Genomic DNA, 18,974 nt, shown 5'->3' with positions numbered 1-18,974 from the left:
CTTCACCATCTCAAATTGCCGGCGCAAGTTATGGCCGCAGGGGGCGATATAGTGGGCATAGTGACGGTCTTCCGGATCGCGGCCTGCCCACTTCAAACCTGCGGCCACAGCGTCGGCCTGCCACCGGTCTTGAATGCAGTGCGGGCACTGCGGCTGGCTGTTCATAAGAACAAAGATCTTGCTGGCGTGTGTCCGTCGGCAGGCGTGGCAGGACAGGAGCAGGTGATAGCGGTCCTTGATGCGCTGCAGGATGCCGAAGCCCTTGGCTTCGGCGGCCGCGCGCCAGTGGGCGTGAATGGTGAGAGGGAAGGCGGCGGGCGTGGCGGTTGATGTATGGGTCATTGAGAACTCCATTTGCGCAAGGCGGGAGAGAGGGCAGGCGCCGCATATGGGGCACCTGCCGGGAAAATCTGGATTTGGGCATGACGCGGCCGGGCGCAGGCGGAGAGATCCGCTGCGGGCCGGGTCAGGTGATGTCACGGGGGATTGGGCGGATCAGACCGGCGCGAATTCCGGGGCTGTCACTGCCATCTCCACCACGGCGTCGACTTGCCGCGCCGCGCGGTTCAGCGCTTCGCGGACACCGGGATCATCGGTAGTGAAAAGGTCCCGGTGCTCATGCATCAGCTGCTGGAACCGAAGTGCCTCGTCCAGGCTCTCAGATTCGATCAGAAAGTGCAGTAGCATGCCCATGCGCTGCAGCGGTTTGTCCGATGCGGAGACCGGAGGTGCGGTAAAGATCTCACCGCTTAATGACAAACAATCCTGCCATTTGGCTTCTGCGGCCTCTTGGATACCGGTGGATGCGGGATCCCACGAAAGAGCGTGCGACAGATCACGCTCCAATTCAAGGGCTTCATCCACTGCTTTGGTCAGTGCGCCGAAGGTGCGGGTGATGAAGGTGGGGCTGTCATTTGCGGCAGATGCCGGCCACAGGGGTTTTGCCGCGCCGGGGCGCGTGATAACGGGGATGGTAGTCATGCTGGTCTCCATAGCCGAGGTCAGTGTGATTAGGGCGAGGTAAGAGGTTCCAGCTCTTGCCTCGCCTAAACAATGTGCGATAATGCCATCATGATGTCAACATCAAAATGGTAATATCGGAATGGCCCCTCCCAAGAAAGACACAGAAGCGCTAACGCTCAGATTGCCGCGAGAACTCATAAATGCAATCGATGACCGACGTCGTCTCGAACCTGATCTCCCAACCCGTCCGGAAATGATTAGGCGCGCATTGATTGACTGGCTGGATAAAACAAGCTGATCGGCAACAGGCTACGGAAGCGAAACACCCTTCTGCCATTCAAGATTATCGAAAAAGAATAAGTCATCCACGGCCCCCGGCAGGGCGGGTCCAGCAGGCTGCTGGCCGCAGGAAGCTTTTGAAGGCGAAGGCCTGAAACAAGCTGACGAGGAGGGGATCGAAGGGGGTATCCCCCTCGCGAACTGGCAAGTTGCAATTCCGGGGCCCACCCCTGGATTGCAACTTGCCTAGTGAGTACAAGCCTCACAAAAACAAAAATAAGCCTATCGGGATTTTCTTCGTCTTCGCGGAGACTCGGATCAGAGAAGCAGATCCGAGCAGCAAGATGACAGTACAGCCCAAGTTTACCAACTCAAAGCCCGTAATTCTTAATGAAGCACCGGTCGTGCTGCGATTTGCAGGCTTGTTTCCGCGGGACCTTGGCAAGTTTAAGATGCATGACGAGCGCGGCGGCGGCGACCTGGATCATGTCGACCAGGAGTTGTCGCGGCTGAACCAGGTGCTGGCCGGCGAGCCGGGCTGGCAGCAGCAGATACGCGGCGAAATTGCTGAGATGCGCCGTCACAATCACGAGGAGCACTTGCGTGCCCTCAGAGCCAAGTCACGCATGAAGGACGCCAGGAAGCTGGAGGCGGAAGGGCCTGCAGACCCCTGGCGGTCCTGCAGCAGGGGCCCGCTTCGGGAAGGCATATTCACTGTCAACAAAGACTGGTTCGGCGGCGCAGGGCTCTCTGAATGGGATCCGGAACGTGTCTCTGTTTTCCGCAAAACCGCCATGTCGTTCCTCCGAGAAAATTTTCCAAGCGGGCAACTGCGCTATGCCAGTGCCCACGTCGATGAGGAGGCTTATCACATCCACTTTGTCGTGGCCGTTTGGACCGAGAAACCATCCGCCAACCGCGGGCATCAGATCCTGCTGCAGGCATCTGAGAACCCGCTCATCAAAAGCTATGAGCATGCCCAGGATCTTGCCGGAGAAGCCTTCGAGACAATTGGGATCACTCGGGGGGAGCGCCGTGCCGAGGCCCGGCGCCAGGCTCGGGCAGAGGGAAAACCTCTGCCCGAGCGGCGGCAGCATGTGCCGCCGTCAAAGTGGCGTGCCGAGGAGCGCCTCAAGGCGCAAGCGGAGAAGAAGCGCATCCTGGGCGATGCCCAGGACGAGGCAAAGGCGGCCGTTGAAACCGGCCGGGACCTGGCCAAGGCCACGGTCAAGAAATCGCGTAAGCGCGCGGTAAAAGAGGCGCGGGCCCGCAAACAGCGGGCCGCGCGGGAAGCTGCAAAGATGATCCGCCGCCGCGATACAGCGGAGGCAGAGGCTGTGCAGAATAAAAAAGCGGCTGACGCCGCGAATGCTCTGAAAAAGAAAATTGTGGCTGAGGTCGGGGTATTGGAGCCGAGAGTGAAAGGGTATGAGGCAAGGGCGGAAGAAGCTGCAGAAAAGTACCGGGCCGAAACGGCAGCGCGGAAGGCCGAAGAGGAAAAACGCGCGCGGGTTATCCAAGAAAGGCAACAGGCCGAGCAGGTGCTGAACGCCACGAAGGCGGAGAAATCTGATCTGGCCGCTCAGCTGCAGCAGATGGTTCAGCACCGCCGTCAGGCAGAGAAAGCGGCTGCTGAGGCCCGGGCTGCCCGGCTGGCTGAGGAGAAGAGGCTGCAGGAGGCAGAAGAAAAGGTCCGGTTGAAGGCAACGGAGGCAGAGGTCATCACGGATGCCATCGGGACCGGGTTGGGTTTGGTTGCTGATGGGGCGGTCTTCTGGCGGGAGGCGTCTGCGGATCAGCAGGCAGGCCTGGCCTGGAGCGCGGCCGCTCCGGATACCAAGGGTGCGCGGGCCGAAACGCTGAGAGAAATCCGCCCAGCAATGCGAATGGTCACGCGCATTGCTCAACTGGTGGCCCAGACCGTGAAACGCGTCCTCGCCAAGGAACGGCAAAAGCTGAAGCATGAAGCGGATTATGTGCGCGGCCTGCGTCAGAAATGGGAGCCGGAAGATGCAGCGCGGCTGTCGAGGATCTCGCTCGGTGGGATAGACAGCGGACCGAAATAGGACCGATTGCTGCCTTTTGCTGCGTTACAAGCCAAGGTTTGCTGTGCCGGACAATCCTGCCCTTCGCTGCTCATGCGCAGTTCTTGCTGCACTTGCGAGGATTTTTCCAGGCCGTGTGGGGGCCGGTCTTTCTTCGCTAATGCCCCGGTTCTCGGCCCATTCCATGAGGGTGCCACTGACGTATTCCTGGCCGTTGTCGACTCGAATTCTCCCAGGGGCACCACGCCATTCGATGATCTGGTTCAGGGCTCGAACAACCCGTTTCGCAGGCAGTGAAAAGTCGATCTCAATGCCCAGTCCTTCGCGGTTGAAGTCGTCCAGAACGTTCAGCAGCCGGAATTGCCGTCCATCTCCCAGCCTGTCGGCCATGAAGTCCATCGACCAGACCTCATTCGGGGCCTCAGGCACAGCCAGTTCGTCCGGCTTTTCCCGCTTCAGACGCTTGCGAGGCTTGATCCGCAGGTTCAGCTCTAGCTCGCGGTAGATCCGGTACACCCGCTTGTGGTTCCACCTGTGACCCTGCACGTTGCGCAGATACAGGAAACACAGGCCAAAGCCCCAAGTCTTCCTTGCAGCCGTCAGGCCGAGGAGCAGGTCGGCGATTTGCTCGTTCTCCCCGTCCAGCTTCGGGCTGTACCGATAGAACGTCTCACTGACATCGAATGCCCGGCATGCCAGCGCAATGCTGACGCCCTTCATCGCCACCGCTTTCACGGCCAACTCTCGGCGTTGAGCTGGCCGGATCATTTTTTTCAAAGCGCCTCCTTCAGCAGGTCGTTCTGCATGCTGACGTCAGCGTACATGCGCTTCAGCCGCCGGTTCTCTTCGGCCATCGCCTTCATCTCACTGATGAGACTGGCGTCCATGCCGCCATACTTCGCCCGCCACTTGTACAGCGTGGCGCTACTCATCCCGTGCTCGCGGCACAGCTCGGCGGGAGGCACACCGCCCTCCATCTGGCGCAGCACACTCAAGATATGGGCTTCTGTGAAACGTGTCTTCTTCATCGGAATCTCCTCGTTCATCCTGCCGAGAAAATTCTACTTCCGCATCCCCTTAAGATCGGGGGGGATTACCTGTCCGCTATGAGGCGTTTGGTGAAGCCGGGCTTGAGGATCGCCGTCCGCACCCCGGCCGGGTCTGGAACCGCATCCCTGACGAGATCCGGCAGGCTCTCGTTGACCTCGCTCTTGATGAGCCGGAACTATCGCCGCGTGAGCTGGCATTCCGCTTCACAGACACGAAAAAGTACTTTGTGTCAGAGCCTTCAGTCTATCGTATCCTCAAGGAGCAGGACCTGATTACTGGCCCGGCGTTCAACGTGATCAAGGCTGCCGACGAGTTCCATGACAAGACCACGAGAACGAACCAGCTTTGGCAGACGGACTTCACCTACCTGAAGGTGACTGGCTGGGGTTGGTTCTATCTCTCGACGATCCTGGACGACTTCAGCCGTTACATCGTGGCATGGAAGCTCTGCACAACGACGATGTCACCGACACTCTGGAACTGGCGTTGGAGGCATCAGGCTGTTCGTCCGCGACCGTCAGGCACAAACCGAGGCTGCTCAGCGACAATGGCTCATCATACATCTCTGGCGACCTGGCGGATTGGCTCGAAGATCAGGGTATGGACCACGTTCGAGGGGCACCAAATCATCCGCAGACCCAGGGTAAGATCGAGCGGTGGCACCAGACGCTCAAGAACCGCATCCTGTTGGAAAACTATTACCTGCCGGGCGCACTCGAGGAAGCGATCAGAGCCTTCGTCGATCACTACAATCACCGCCGCTACCACGAGAGCCTCGGCAATCTGACACCGGCCGATGTCTACTTCGGTCGCAGCGACGGTATTCTGAAAGAAAGGAGAAAAACCAAGGAAAGAACACTGAAACAGCGACGCTTGCTCAATCTCGGGCGCGCCGCGTAAGATCACTATCGACGAGCCAGGCCGTCCTCAACGCTGCCAGCTCAATCGGGCCACTTCATTTGATGACGGACACCAACCAATTACCGAATTCACTGACCTTGATGTGATCTAAGGCTCCTTGCTTTTGGCAGAACAACCAGGAGCTTCTTGTGACACTCACTCGGAACCAGGAACAATAGCTCCGACGGCCAGAGTGAAACCGATAAGCAGAAGCGACCCATAAGCTTCATGGTAGAATTCAAAATGGGCAAATGGACCACCCAGCGCGAACACCCAAACAAAAAAGGCGAGAGTTGAAATGCCAGCCTGCAGATATGCGGGCTGCTGTTCGGGCTCATTTGTCTGTCGAAGGGTCCAAACAGGCGTGAGGACAGCGCCAAAGATGAAAACTATCCAAAGTAGGCTTTCTGCGGGAACACCCTGCGCTCCTTTCACAATTCCCGATGCAGCAACCCACGCCCCGACAATATCCGCAGGGATGTACTTGATCACTCGATCAAAGTACGTATCCGGGCGAGATGACTGAGAACTCTGCGGCGAAACCGTTCGAATGCGTCTGGACATTTTGCCTCCTTTTTGAATGCCTTATGCCAAAAACTTTTTGATACGCGGATAAATCGAACTCAGGAGAACTCCCTCACGAATTGAGCCAAACGACTTGGAGATCTCGGCGCGATGAATGGCGACCACATTCCAATTCTCATCGAAACAGGGGGAGCCGCTCGACCCACCGGAGGTACGTGTGATGTATTGTATCTTGCCGTTCTCGTGGTTCGCCGAAGTGACGCCATTGTCGCTGATGGACAATTTCATCGAGCCCCCGTTGGGATGCTGCAAAATATGCATTGCAGAATTCTTGACTGGTATACCTTGGCCCAGAGTAGCGGGCACCAGGTCGCAGAAGGACTCGATGTCGTGGCTCGCGCGCAGCAACACGAAGTCAAACTCATCTACGGGGCTGTAGCCAACGACGGGTTTCTCGTCAAAAAGCTTGGCAACCTGCCCGTTCTTGTTTTGGGCAGCTTCGCTGGTATACGCCCCAAACCGCAGCGTGGTGGTTTGGGCGTTTTGATTCAGCAAATCGCTGTTTCTGGCCAAAACGTGGTGGTTCGTAAGAACGAGATCTGGTCCGACCAACACCCCTGTACCTGTTTCACCGGTTGCTCCAACCTCCACAAGGCAAACGGATCGAGAACGACTAATTGCTTCGCGCAGAAAAGAAACGTCCAGATATTCCGGAGAGGGTCGCAGCCAGCCCTGAAGGGTTACCTCATCCGTAGGGCCATCCCAACTGAACTCCGGACCAACCGAACTCGCTTGGTTTGGCAAGGGAACAGTTGACGGAACTTGATAGCGAATCTCAATCTCAGACTTTTGCTGATCAGATCTAAGCAACTGATATTTAGTGATTAATGCAGCAGTCGTCGCTGCGTCATCGACGGACAGCTTCGGGAGCAACTCATATAGCACAGAACCCAGGTAATTATTTTTGTCATTTGGATTGATCCCACGAAGATACAGACGCTCAAACAGATCCATAGCCCCACTCTCAGGGTCGTCTCCAAAGGATCTGCTAATCTCCATCTGAGTGTTTTGAGGTAAGTTCGATTGCCTTACCAGGTTTTGAAAAAATGTCCCCGGACCCGCTGGATGAATGAAAGCAAGTCTCGCGAGCATACGAACCAAGCCCATCTTGTCATTGTGTGACACTTCCACAACCGGCTCCTCGGGTGAAGGCTTTAAATCCCTAGTGCGTTTCACCCCATCAATGGCTTCCAGAACAGACACGGTATCGATCGCTTCACAACACCCGGCTAGTAGACCGAACCACTGGTGTCTCTCTTGAATGCGGCCAGGGAGCGAAACGAGACCTCGCGCGCGGTTGAAAGATGTGATGGCGTCTTGCAGCGTGTCCTCACCGAGCATCGCCAGTCCCAGGGAAGAATAAGCTATGTTCACAAGTGCGCCGACGCTTCGAGAACTTCTCGAGAGCCGCTCCTTTGCTTCCTCGAGAGCCTTTTTAAACTCTGACCTCGCCGTTTGGTGGTTTTCCTGATGCAATGCACTGATCGCCAATAGAATGCGACGCTCTGAAGTCCCTTCTTCTTTGTTTATTCTTAAAGCGTCATTGGCCAGACGCTCCGCTTCTGTCCAATTGCCTTGGGCAGCGCGAATTTTGGCAAGCAGCAATCCGGAACCATACTCTTGCTTCGAAATCTCGGAAAAAATCTGTTGTGCTTCAGTTACATTCTGTTCTGCGCTTTCAAGCTCACCGTCCAGAAGAAGCCAACGAGCACGTTGTAGACAGTTTTCCGCTTGGCCACCCAAATTGCCAATCTCGATCCGAATTTTGGCAACGTCATCCGAGATTTTTAACGCCTCCTCCTTGTGGTTCATGTCCCATTTGATACTAGCGATTCTTGCCAAGTGGTTCCCTCGCCACAGGGGATTTCTCGTCTCGTCTGCTAGGGACAACGCCTCCTCGAATAATCCGAGCGCCTTACTTGTTTTCCCGACTCCATTTAATGCTTCGGCGTAATTGTGTGTCTGACCCTCAATATTGTCCTTGTTCCCAGTCCGGCGCGCAGCATCGAGCGCAGCGCGTTGTTTCTTTACGTTTTCCTCAAGGTAGCCCAGATCTCTTTTGTACCAGCCAATCTGCTGCAACGCAGTCTGGGCGTCGCCGTGGTTCCAAGTGTATCTTTCTTGCAAAAGTTCATATAAGTCTTCGAAAGCACGCAATCCGTCTTCCAGCGAAGCTTGCGCCTTATCGTAAATGTAGATGTTGACACGCGCGCATATTGCTTCATAGCTGTCGTCGCCGTCGATCAGGTCGATGTATTGTTTTTGTGCCTGTACTGCCTCATGCACTTTACCTACGCGCCAGTTTGCCCGCGCCATGTTCTTATACGCCATTTTCTTCACGCTTTTGCTTTCTGCCACCGCGATCAGCGATTGGGTTAACTTTAGGTTCTTTGCGAACCCGCCCTTTTCGTGTTGGAAATCTGATATATCCTCAACGATTTCTGCCGCTTCGTGTTCGTTGCCAAGCTCAATCTCGATTTCGAACTGTTTGATCCACTTCTTGATGTCATCAAGGTGTTTCCATTCGTGGCGCGGCACTTGGATTTGCTGGTAATATTCAGCGACTTTGGTTTTCATGCTTCTCCACGACATTTCTAAAACGTCGTTACCTGTCGAAAAAGTCGTTTGGTCGAGGACCTCCAGGGCGTGCTGTCTGTCGACAGGGTGAAGATAGAAGTATGCTCCTTCCCGTCGAACGAAACGCATGTTGGACAGCCGACGAAAAGAGCCGTCAGCATCCAAATGAGACTCCCAAGGCCGCAGAACATACTCTATCGCAGTCGCCGGAACGGGTTCATTAAACACTGCAAGAGCTTGCATTACTAATTGGTCACCATAATGCAATCTGCTAAATGCTTCTCCTACGAGAGCATCAACAAATGTCTTGTCCGAAAACTCGGCATTCAACAGGTCTTCGATGATCGTGTCATAGTCGTTCAGAATTTGTCCAACCGCCTCCATCGCACGCGGGTAACCACGCGTCAGCTTACGCAAATCCTCAAGTTCGGAGTTGTCCGCATGTCTGAGCCGGGGAGAAAGGGCGCGCAGCACATTTTCTGCATAAGGTGACGGCAACCCTTCGTCGAGCGGTAAGTTGAATTGTACGCGCGGAGAGTTGGATTGGAGGTTGGCCGGGTTAATTCTGGAAGTCATCACGACTTTGATTTGGCATCCTACAGAAGCAACGAGTTCCTCTAGGAATTTCGTCACTTCAAGGTCTTCGATATTGTGCGTAACGCTGTCAATGCCATCTTCCATGTTGTCCATAAGAACGATGACAGGTCCTGAAAATCTTTCGTTCGAAAACTCCGAAAGGATACCTCGGATTTTTGCCGCGCGCGTGAGCTCCTGGCTCGCCAGCAGGCTCGATAGTCTCTTCCGATCCGTTTCGGGGAGAATCTGTAACAGCCCCTCCACAATGTGTTCCAAGCTTGGCGTTCTCGTCGTTATGAAGCTCAAATAGACAATTCCTGAGACTTCAAATCGACCGAGGTTGTCAGGTAGCTGCCCAGACTGAAGGTGCTGCAGCGCTCTGCAAACGATCGAGGTTTTGCCGATCCCTCCCTTGCCGACAATGACCATTACCTTCGCGGCCTGACCCTTTAGAAATTGGGCAAGCTGTTCGGTTTCAAAATTCCTGTCTTCAAAGTAGTCTGGGGCGGCAAATGGGGGATTAAACACAAACGGCATCAAGATCGCTGGTCTGCTCGGCTCCACGGGAACGCGTTCTCGCTCAACGCCTAACTCGATGCGACGGTTCAATCGATCTCTGACGCCTTCTGGGTCTTCTAGAGCAGCCGAAAGCGAAGCTATCGTGCGGTTAAGTTCGTCAATTTCATTCTCTAAACGGGAAAGCGCTTCGCCTTCGATATCCAGATAGTCTCGCGCCTCTTCAGCGTCGCTTCTGTATTGAGAAGCAGTGCTCAAAAGACCTTGTATCGAGGCGGTGCCTAGCACCACGTCGCGCAGTGCTTGATAAGTTCCGGGGTTCGACTTCGCCACAGTGATTTGCGGTCGCCGCGCCAAGCGGCTAGGTAAGACGACACTGTCCCTTGACGCAATAACGATAGGCTTCTTGTACTTGAGCGCCTGTTTGCATTCATTTTGCGCCTTTGAGCCTGGACACGTTGCCGCTGCAGTCGCGACCAGGACAAAGCAAGAGCACGTCTGAATTGCGGCGGTTACGTCTTCTCGGCCATTGGACACAATACTCGGTAAAGGCGGCGACCCGCTCGTCATTTTCTGACTGATCCAGTCTGCTAAGTCCTTACCTTCATCGGGATCGCACGAGATAAATACCGCACCATGAAATAATTGATTATGTATCAAAGCTTATACTCCAGAGATACTCGTCAAGGCACAGCGAAGTTCTTATCAGTTTTTGCAACCTCTCTTCCGGCTTTTTCCAGCTGAACCCGCTGAGGGTCATGTTGCCCTAAGTTGCGCCCCGTAGCAACGATGGGCGCGCAGACGCACACTCATCACCCGCCGGACGCAGGACGCGCCGTTAGAGCTGGAGAAGTCATTCGCTGCGCCCTGACTAATGACCAAGTTGGGCTCTGGGACTAAACCGCTCTCGCGGCACTGGCGCTTGTGGCTGGCATGGCGAAGCATTCTTGCGGCGCACCGATTTTGTGATGTGGCGGACCTGCCTGACGATTGAGGTTTCTCAATCGGACAGGAGGTTCAAATGACACAGGAGAAGATGAGCCCGCTACGTGCGCGGATGATCGAGGATACACGCACCGCGTCGCCATCTCCAACCACCGCCTGATCAGTGCTGATACCGACAGCGTGACCTTCCGCTGGAAGGATTACCGGGTCAAATCCGGGGAGCGCATGAAGGTCATGCGGCTCGAAACGCACGAGTTCATCCGCCGGTTCCTGATCCATGTCCTGCCCGACGGCTTCCATCGCATCCGGCACTACGGCCTGCTGGCCAGCGCCGCCCGCAAGGCCAGCATCTCGAAGTTCCGCGCATTGCTCGGTGAAAAAGAGAAGAGGCAGGACGACGCACCCGCTGCCGAGATCCTCCCGCTTGCCCTGCGCGAACCCTGTCCCTGCTGCGGCGGCCCCATGCGCATCATCGAGACATTCCGGCGCGGCGAGGTTCCACGATCCCGCGCTCCACCGAGGAAACAGGCCGCATGACCAAAAGCCCGTTCATCCCATCCACCGTAGACCGGTTGCTTCAGCAATACCGGCCGAGCCCGCCTGTCCGTAGCCGTCCGGAAAGTCGCAATGACCGCGCAAAACCGCTCTTTCCCGGGTTGAAGCCAGACCAAAGCCTCGGGCAAATTCTGGACTCGGCCGCCTTCACCCCCAACACCATCACGTCGGTCGCTGCCACAGAACCAGCCGGCAACGCTCTTTCCCCATAGGTGGCGCCCAGCACCCGCGGCTTCTTCCCTGAGAGGTTTGTTAACGCGGGCCACACTCAATCCCAGCCGATACCGCCCGCAAATGCCCACGTCGAAAACCTTCATCTGACTGGGCATTCGCCGCACTAGGTGTGAATGACGGCAGGTAGCCGATTCCGTGGAAAAACACCCGTTCGCGGGCGCAGAATATGGGCGCCGGAAAAGAGCGTGAGCGCCTTTCTTATCAGGCTTTCTGAGGTTGCTGCGGTGCGGGAATGACCTTGGCCAGTTTGCGGAGGTTTTGGGCGGTGGCGGCGAGGAGGAATTCGTCGTTTGCGCCGCATGGGCCGCGTAGTCGGAGCCGACTGAGCCCAAGGATGCGCTTGAGGTGGGCGAAGAGCATCTCGACCTTCTTCCGCAGCTTCATTGAGATGATGTATTGGTCGGTCTTCGCGATGTCGCGAGCGACTTGCCGCGCGTCTTCATGCTCCTCTCGGGTGATCGACCGGAAGTCCATGTTAGGGCAGCAACGCGACTTCGAGGGGCAGGCCTGGCACATGTGCTTTAGGCACCGGTATTTCGCGACACCCTTGCCGGTCGGCCCTCGGTTCGGATCGGAATAGTTCCGGCGGAATTGCTTCAGTTCGTGGCCTTCCGGGCAGATGTATTGATTGTTCCCGGCATCCCACTCGAAGTCCGCGCGGGTCCAGGTTCCGACGCTGCGCCCCGACTTGTCGAAGACGGGGATGTGCGGGGCGATCTTGCGGTCGACCAACCAGCCAAGCATCGGCGCGGTGCCATAGGCGGTGTCTGCGATCAGGCGCTCAGGGTGGAGGTCGAACCTGGCCTTCACGCGCTCGAGCATGGTCTTGGTCGACCCAACTTCGGCTTGGCGGATTGATCTCGTCGCCTCTACGTCCACAATGACGCCGTGGTCCGTGTCGATCAGGTAATTGTCGGAATAGCTGAAGAAGGCCGGACCCTTGCGGGCTGCGGTCCATTGGCTGGCAGGGTCGGAATGGGACGTAAACTTTGGCTGAACCTCGCTGGCCGCGCCGAAGGCAGCCTCGTCCAGGGTGTCGAGATACTCACGGACCGCCCGAGGCGCATCGGCGGGATCGATCTGCCTGACGTCCCATTCTTCCTTAGGCGTAGAATTTTGCTTGTTGGCATCGGCTTCGATCAGGCTGGCATCGATGGCCATGCGCTGCCCGCTGACCAGACCCTCTTCGATACACCGCGCGACGGTTGTCTCGAAGAGATGCCGCAACAGTTCGCTGTCACGGAACCGACCATGGCGGTTCTTGGAGAAGGTCGAGTGATCCGGGACCCGGTCGCTCAGATCAAGGCGGCAGAACCAGCGATAGGCGAGGTTCAGGTGGACCTCTTCACACAGCCGCCGTTCCGACCGGATGCCGAAGCAATAGCCGACCAGCAACATGCGGATCAGCAGCTCGGGATCAATCGAAGGCCGACCTGTGTGGCTGTAGGAATCGGCAAGGTAGCTGCGGATCCCGGACAGATCCACAAACCGGTCGATGGAGCGCAGGAAATGGTTTTGCGGGACATGATCCTCGAGCGAGAACTCGTAAAACAGCGCCGGTTGCGCCTCTTGCCGCGGTCCCATCATCGCCGATCCTCCCACCCAATGAGGGAATTGAATCAGCCGCGGGCACCTCAATCAAGCAGGAGTTTTTCAACGGAATAAGCCCAAACTTACCATTCAGATCATTGGTACGTCGCCAGAGCAGTTCAAGCAGGTCGGGCGGGAAGCGGTCATTTGCTGCGTATGCATCATGGCGCCTTTAGATCTCGAAAAGCTGCCGTTGTGTTGGGTTCCACAAACTCTCCTCCTCATTTCTAGTATACGACAACGCCAGGTACTATATTGTCTGGAATGCGGCGCGGCGATGGCAAGGGATAGACGATGAGCGATGAGGAACGCGCGGCGGCGGATGAGCGGTTGAGAGAACAGTTCAAAGAAATGGCGGAAGGCAGCGCCGTCATGGCGGGTGTATTGCGGGGTGTCGGTGGCGTAAGCGCCTTGCAAGAAGCGATCGGGTCCGTGAACAGCCTACAGGACGCAATTAAAGCCAGTGGGATTGGCGGCGTCCATGAACAAGTCAGAGAAGCCATGAGCGGCTTGGAGACAAGTGGTATTCAAGATCAGTTGTCTGCCCAAACGGGCGCAGGAGTTATGGATCACCTTAGTGCCGAAGGGACGACAATAGAGGAAGCAAGGAAAGCGCTTGGCGTCCTGCCAGACGGATACATGGACAGCCTTACCGGGGCTACGGGTGCAGCCGCGTTAGCAGCATCTGGTTTGCAAGACCGGATGCGTGGGCTGGGTATCGGTGAAGATACGTCCTTTTCGCGCATTGCTGCCGGTATCGCAGAGCAACAAAGCACGTTGGACCAGATGCATCGTGATCGGTTAGAAATGGCCCCTGCCTTGCGGGATATTCACATACCGGAAACCCCTCTAGTCGAGACAAACAAGCGTCTTGAGCGCATTGAACATCGCTTTGACCAAATCTCACACGTTGCCGAAACGTCTGCCCAAACAGCGACAGAGCTTCAATTGGCGGCGGCGGAATTCTTGAAAGACTTCAAAGAAGCGGCGTCCAAGAACGATGAAGCGGCTGCGGACGCAATTGGGCTTGGAAAGAAGGCCATGTGGGCTGCGGTGCTCATTCCAATTCTGGTGTTTGGTGCTCAAATCGCAGCCAATGCTTATTTGCCCAATCGTGAGGCGGAAGTCCTTCAACAAACGGTCATCGGTCTACAGACTGAGATTGTTGCGTTGCAGGCCGCTGACGCGGTGCAGACGCAACGTCTGATCGATTCTATCGCCGCGTCAGATGAAGCGACAGCGGCGACGATTTTGGAAGGTCTGAGAGAGTTGCAAGCGCCCGCTGCTGACACGCCTCCGATAGCCGACTAGAGATAGAATTTCCCTTCTGCCGAGAACCCGTTCAGTTCTTCCCGCGCCACGGCTTCCACATCTGCGCGCCTATGCAGCTTACGAGGCCACAACACGACTGAAGTCGGCAGGTCGAGCTATAGCCAACAGTTGATCCGAGTAGATCTTACTTTCTGCTCAGCCGGTTCTAATTGCCAATCAGGGAGTTGCGCGGCGGTTGGGCGCCGCCAGCGGGTTTCAGGCTCTCAATAAGCATACTCGCCGGAGCAGACGCAGCAGGCGGGCGGCCGCTTCAGATCTCAAGATCCTCGATGGACTTCCCAGCTTCCAATGCTTCGTGGATCCATGCAGGCTTGCGACCGCGGCCGCTCCAGGTTTGGGACGGATCTGCGGGATTAGCGTATTTGGCCGGTGCCTTTGCGCCTGATTTACGGCCTTTGCCACCATGCAGAGCAACAACTTCCTCAAAGGACACGCCGTGTTTCTCCGCAATGGCGAGCATTTCGGCATACGCGCTTTGTTTCGCCTCTTTCTCTACTTCCACTTTGCGGGTTTCGATTTCCTTAGCCAGCGCTTCCAGCTCAGCGGCATTCAGCCCGTTCAGATCAATTGCCATGTATCACCTGTGTTTTCAGTTTAGTACGGTCAAAGCAGATAAACTCATTTGAGGCAAGTCGCTGAGTTTACACATGTGAATTAGATACGGTAAACTGCGCCGATGCTAATCCCGAAATCAGTTGAAAGTGCTCGTTTGGGTACTGAGCAGATGCTTCGGTCTTTCCTGGAATGCAGAGAACGCAGACGGCGTTCGAGCCCACTGCTGTCGTCGGCTCCGCGCTTGGATGCTGCAAGCGCATTGGGCCGCTCAATAGCAAATTGCTGCCATTGATCTGTTCGGTTGGTCTCGTCATCACAGCACATTGGCCACAGCCTAAAGGAGACCTACGTTGGTATGGTCAGAACAGGAACTGCTTCGGTCTGAAAGGTGTGCTTCGTTCACCCCATTGTGTCATAGGCTTGGATGCAAATTGCGTCCGAGAAAGAAGCTTGGCAATTCCTAAAAAAAGAACCTTCGAACTCCCCAAGGAAATCAGTCGAAAAAAAGGCTAACGGCCTTTTTGCGGCGGACTTCAATTGAATGCGTGCTTTTGCTCCCTCCAACTGACGCCCACGCTTCAAAACGACTTCGGCATTGCAGGCGGGGCAGCGGTGCTCTTCACCCCGTATGGCATTTCTTGCGTCCACCCTGACGCCATTCTTGGAGGCTACTAATGACGTGCTCCCCTTGGAGTCCGCGTTTTTCAGTTAGCTCTGTTCAGGGTTTGGTCCTCTCTTGACCGTTGGTGATACTCCCGCGGGGTGAGCCCGTCGAGGCTCGAATGCGGGCGGTGGTGATTGTAGTCGTCGCGCCAGGCGTGGATCAGGTGACAGGCATGGCGCAGGCTCGCAAACAAGTGCTCGTTCAGGCACTCATCCCGAAAACGGCCATTGAAGCTCTCCACGAAGCCGTTCTGCATCGGTTTGCCGGGCGCGATGTAGTGCCATTCGACCTGCCGGTCCTGCTGCCATTTCAAGATCGCGTTGCTGGTCAGTTCGGTGCCATTGTCGGACACCACCAAGCAGGGATAGCCACGCAAATCCGCGATCCTGTCCAGTTCCCTGGCGACACGCAGGCCCGACAGAGATGTGTCCACGACAGTAGCCAGGCATTCCCGGCTGAAGTCGTCGATCACACACAGAATACGGAACCGGCGCCCGTCCGAGAGCGTGTCTGAGACGAAGTCCAGCGACCACCGCTGGTTCGGCCCCTGCGGGATCGCCATAGGCGCCCTGGTTCCGATTGCGCGCTTGCGGCCGCCCCGTTTGCGCACCGTCAGCCCCTCTTCCCGGTAGATGCGATAGAGCTTTTTCCAGTTCACCTCCCAGCCTTCCCGCTTCAGAAGAATGTGCAGGCGCCGATAGCCAAACCGCCTGCGCTCACCAGACAGTTCACGCAGCCGGTGCCGCAGGTCCTTGTCTTCCGGCCTGACCGGCCGCCGCCGGTACACACGCGGATCGATCCCGGCCAGCGCACAAGCCCGCCGCTGCGAGTAGCTTTTCTCTTTCATGGCCCAGTCCACGGCGCGTCTCCTTGAACCGGGCTTCAGAAGTTTTTTCCAAGCATCTCTTTCAGCGTGGCGACATCAAGCATTTGCTCCGCCAGCATTTTCTTCAGCTTGGCGTTCTCGGCCTCCAGCGCCTTCAACCGCCGGGCATCCGAAACTTCCATGCCGCCATATTTCGACCGCCACTTGTAAAAGGTCGCATCGCTGATGCCGTGCTTGCGGCACAACTCTTTCGCGCCCAAACCGGCCTGGTGCTCCTTCAGAATGCCTATGATCTGCTCTTCGCTGAACCGGCTTCTTTTCATCGTCTGTCTCCTCAGTTGGAGAACAGGCTAACCTCAAAGCGAGGACATTTCAGGGGAGCACGTCACTAACATCTTAAATTGCGCCCTTTGTCTCATAACTATCAATCCGAACTGGCGATGTTACTTTCTCTTTTTTACGCCTGCAGCGAACTTCGGCGATACGGGTTGCAACTGCAGCATTCCAATTTGGCGCCAGAGGTTGGCTATGGGCCGTTCCATCTGGGTTAGATGTCTAGCGCAACGACTTAGAATATGAAATTAGATGATTATCCTCTTCCCTAGCCTCCCTTCGTACCGGGGGGCGGTGTCCATCGAAGTTCGATATTTCAACGATTCGAGTTGCTGGCATCAACCAAAGATTCATGAACTGGTAACATCGAATTCATGCTCGTCGTATTTGCTGAGTATAGAACTGGGCCTGCCAACTCAAAGCGGTCTACTCGTTCGAGCCGAAGAAAGTAGTAGCAATAGCGCCAACATAAATACCAAAGAAACCTTCTATCCCAGCAACTGCTATCTTCACATTCTCTGGGCCAAAAGACTGCCATTGAAAATAGATTCCCGATAGGCAAAAGAACACTAGAAAGTACATCATTAGTGGAAACGTCAACGTTACAGCGAGGAAAACACCTGATACTTTGCGCCCCATTCTCCAACCAGCTGGGTTGGCCAAGATGTCCCTAAACGCCAACACTGCGGACGCGCCAAGGACAGGTATTGCCGAGAGGGCAAGTTGGAGAACATCAGGAAACTCAATCGGAGCGGTGACAAAAAGAGCAAAACAAGCACAGAATACTGCCAAATGCCCAAATACTAGCAAACCTGCAACCCACGCTTTGAGCGCCCCATATCTCATCATCTGGTCACGCGGCAGTGGTCATCAAGTGTCGTGGAGGACACATCTTTGCACCAAGCCAGTAATTGCAAAGTAATGACATCGGCAATTCGGCGTTCCTCCCGCGCAAGGTCAGTGCGAAAGAAACTTGATGGCGGCACGTCGGTGCTGCCACCCCGCCTGACCGTCTTTGCGTCATCTGCCCAAAGCTCAACTCGCAACTCCATGTTGCCATTCAACGAGAATCGGATTGTGGCGTCAAACGAGTCCCAATTTCCCGGCTCATCTCGGACAGCTTCCGATGTAGCGGCCACCGGAAAGACCGCGACACCAGACATGGGTGCATCGTCAAAAAGGTCATATTCCGCTCTACCTACTCGGTACCCATAGCCATTCGATGATCGCCGAAAGTGATCTTCTAATTGGTTCCCAAATGCGGTGATGAAGGCCAATTCGTCTAACGACGCCAGGAAGGTTGAAGCTGCAGGAAATACAAAGGCATTACTGTCGACGATACCACAGACCCCCATTCTCAGGTTTACCCATCCAAATAGATCAGTTCGGCGCATAGCTTGAACTAGTTTGGTTTCCATGCCGTCTGGGATTAAATATGAAACCGCTGCATTTTCGGTTGGATTAGCCCGATCCAATCTCTCGAACATCAGCTTACGCTCCTCAAAACTACCGGCAAAGAAGGCGTAATGGTTTGAAACAATCTCACCGAGCGGACGCTCGACGAATTCCCTTTCTGGATCGCCGCGACTGTCAGTCTCTCCTGTAAACAAGAAAGACTCGACCACGGTATCAAACATCAAGGGTTGGCTATCAATAGCTGCGGCCAGTTTGGCCAAGTCTGGCGGTCGACTGTTGGAAAACGAGTAGTGCAGCCCAATCACACGATAGTGAGGGCCGCATTCTGTTTGGTAGATCGTCATATCTCTTTGACTAAAGCCGCCCGGCGGCTCAGGAGCTAGCGAAATCGACCCATTGAAACCATTCTCGATATCTCCGTCCAATTCCCACACCACTTCGGAGTAGTCAAAATCAGAGGGGCCAAAATCGTCGAGGATTCTAATTTTGATGCCATGTCCGTCCACGTATGAGCCGGTGATGCGATGGGGCTTTGTTGTGTCGCCAAGTAGGGGTCGCAAGACACCCGATACATAGTCGCCCTCAAACTCTAGGTGCATGAACGAGTAGTAGTAAGGTGAATACTGTTCCGCCTCATGCCAGCCGCTGACCCGATACGTCCTCGCTCCTGGGGTTATGCAGCCATAGCCGCCGGCCTCGAGAACCTCGACAAGTTGATTTACGTGTCTTTCGCACTGACCTGATGTGTTCTGGTAGTTTGCTATTCTTTTGTTTGAAAACCCTTTCCGATCGAAGGCCTGACAAGGCACATCATTGGGACCATCATAAATGATCTCCAAAATTCTCGGGCTAGGGGCACCAGGCAACAAACATTGCCACTCGGAGACACGTTCTTCTGCCAGCAAAGTGGTGGCGATTAGTGTGTTCAACAATGCCAGGAGCCAAACCCGCAATTTGTTTTTCGGTGAAAAGGATAGATACTTCAGCGGCTTCATGTGAGATCACCTGAAACTAGACTTCGGAGTAATATGCT

At 55.5% G+C, this 18,974-nt stretch carries 10 protein-coding genes and 4 pseudogenes; 4 read left to right on the top strand and 10 right to left on the bottom strand.

The window, feature by feature from the left end; genetic code table 11:
• A pseudogene (locus AC4HIX_RS10765) lies at positions 1-342 on the bottom strand (GIY-YIG nuclease family protein); the annotation flags it as partial.
• A 153-nt stretch (positions 343-495) separates the two neighbouring features.
• Positions 496-981, bottom strand: coding sequence for a hypothetical protein (locus AC4HIX_RS10760; protein WP_490398980.1), 486 nt, complete (start codon positions 979-981; stop codon positions 496-498).
• 605 nt (positions 982-1,586) lie between these two features.
• Here AC4HIX_RS10760 and AC4HIX_RS10755 point away from each other — a divergent pair.
• Positions 1,587-3,308: a plasmid recombination protein gene (locus tag AC4HIX_RS10755; protein WP_490398979.1), complete on the top strand. Its 1,722-nt coding sequence runs from the start codon at positions 1,587-1,589 to the stop codon at positions 3,306-3,308.
• Between the two features lie 108 nt (positions 3,309-3,416).
• On the opposite strand, the pseudogene AC4HIX_RS10750 reads toward AC4HIX_RS10755, so the two are convergent.
• Positions 3,417-4,315 (bottom strand): annotated as a pseudogene (locus AC4HIX_RS10750) (IS3 family transposase); the annotation flags it as partial.
• A 77-nt stretch (positions 4,316-4,392) separates the two neighbouring features.
• Between AC4HIX_RS10750 and AC4HIX_RS10745 the strand changes: the two are divergent.
• Positions 4,393-5,237 (top strand): annotated as a pseudogene (locus AC4HIX_RS10745) (transposase); the annotation flags it as partial.
• Positions 5,238-5,393: 156 nt separating this feature from the next.
• On the opposite strand, the gene AC4HIX_RS10740 reads toward AC4HIX_RS10745, so the two are convergent.
• Positions 5,394-5,801: a hypothetical protein gene (locus AC4HIX_RS10740; RefSeq protein WP_490398978.1), complete on the bottom strand. Its 408-nt coding sequence runs from the start codon at positions 5,799-5,801 to the stop codon at positions 5,394-5,396.
• Between the two features lie 21 nt (positions 5,802-5,822).
• Complete coding sequence (locus AC4HIX_RS10735; RefSeq protein WP_490398977.1) at positions 5,823-10,151, bottom strand: trypsin-like peptidase domain-containing protein; 4,329 nt, start codon at positions 10,149-10,151, stop codon at positions 5,823-5,825.
• Positions 10,152-10,559: 408 nt separating this feature from the next.
• Here AC4HIX_RS10735 and AC4HIX_RS10730 point away from each other — a divergent pair.
• Positions 10,560-10,973, top strand: a pseudogene (locus AC4HIX_RS10730) (transposase); the annotation flags it as partial.
• Between the two features lie 453 nt (positions 10,974-11,426).
• Here AC4HIX_RS10730 and AC4HIX_RS10725 read toward each other — a convergent pair.
• Positions 11,427-12,812, bottom strand: coding sequence for an IS1182 family transposase (locus AC4HIX_RS10725; RefSeq protein WP_490398976.1), 1,386 nt, complete (start codon positions 12,810-12,812; stop codon positions 11,427-11,429).
• Between the two features lie 297 nt (positions 12,813-13,109).
• On the opposite strand from AC4HIX_RS10725, the gene AC4HIX_RS10720 reads away from it, so the two are divergent.
• Positions 13,110-14,126, top strand: a complete 1,017-nt coding sequence (locus tag AC4HIX_RS10720; protein WP_490398975.1) for a hypothetical protein — start codon at positions 13,110-13,112, stop codon at positions 14,124-14,126.
• A gap of 271 nt (positions 14,127-14,397) precedes the next feature.
• Here AC4HIX_RS10720 and AC4HIX_RS10715 read toward each other — a convergent pair whose 3' ends face one another.
• The 4 genes from AC4HIX_RS10715 to AC4HIX_RS10700 form a co-directional block, all read right to left on the bottom strand.
• Complete coding sequence (locus AC4HIX_RS10715) at positions 14,398-14,721, bottom strand: H-NS histone family protein (RefSeq protein ID WP_490398974.1); 324 nt, start codon at positions 14,719-14,721, stop codon at positions 14,398-14,400.
• 685 nt (positions 14,722-15,406) lie between these two features.
• Positions 15,407-16,515, bottom strand: a protein-coding gene (locus AC4HIX_RS10710; protein ID WP_154667607.1) for an IS3 family transposase whose coding sequence is annotated in 2 segments (ribosomal slippage) — positions 15,407-16,260 and positions 16,260-16,515 — 1,110 coding nt in all. Because the reading frame shifts where the segments join, the coding sequence is not laid out codon by codon here.
• A gap of 436 nt (positions 16,516-16,951) precedes the next feature.
• Positions 16,952-17,371 carry a hypothetical protein gene (locus tag AC4HIX_RS10705; RefSeq protein WP_490398973.1) on the bottom strand — a complete coding sequence of 140 codons (420 nt, stop codon included), beginning with the start codon at positions 17,369-17,371 and terminating at the stop codon, positions 16,952-16,954.
• Positions 17,371-18,936, bottom strand: a complete 1,566-nt coding sequence (locus tag AC4HIX_RS10700) for a hypothetical protein (RefSeq protein ID WP_490398972.1) — start codon at positions 18,934-18,936, stop codon at positions 17,371-17,373. Before AC4HIX_RS10700 ends, AC4HIX_RS10705 begins: the two co-directional genes overlap by 1 nt.
• Positions 18,937-18,974: the final 38 nt, after the last annotated feature.

Source organism: Leisingera sp., assembly GCF_982940295.1.
The sequence above is the reverse complement of the archived record's forward strand: the minus strand, read 5'-3'. Positions and strand labels throughout refer to the sequence as shown.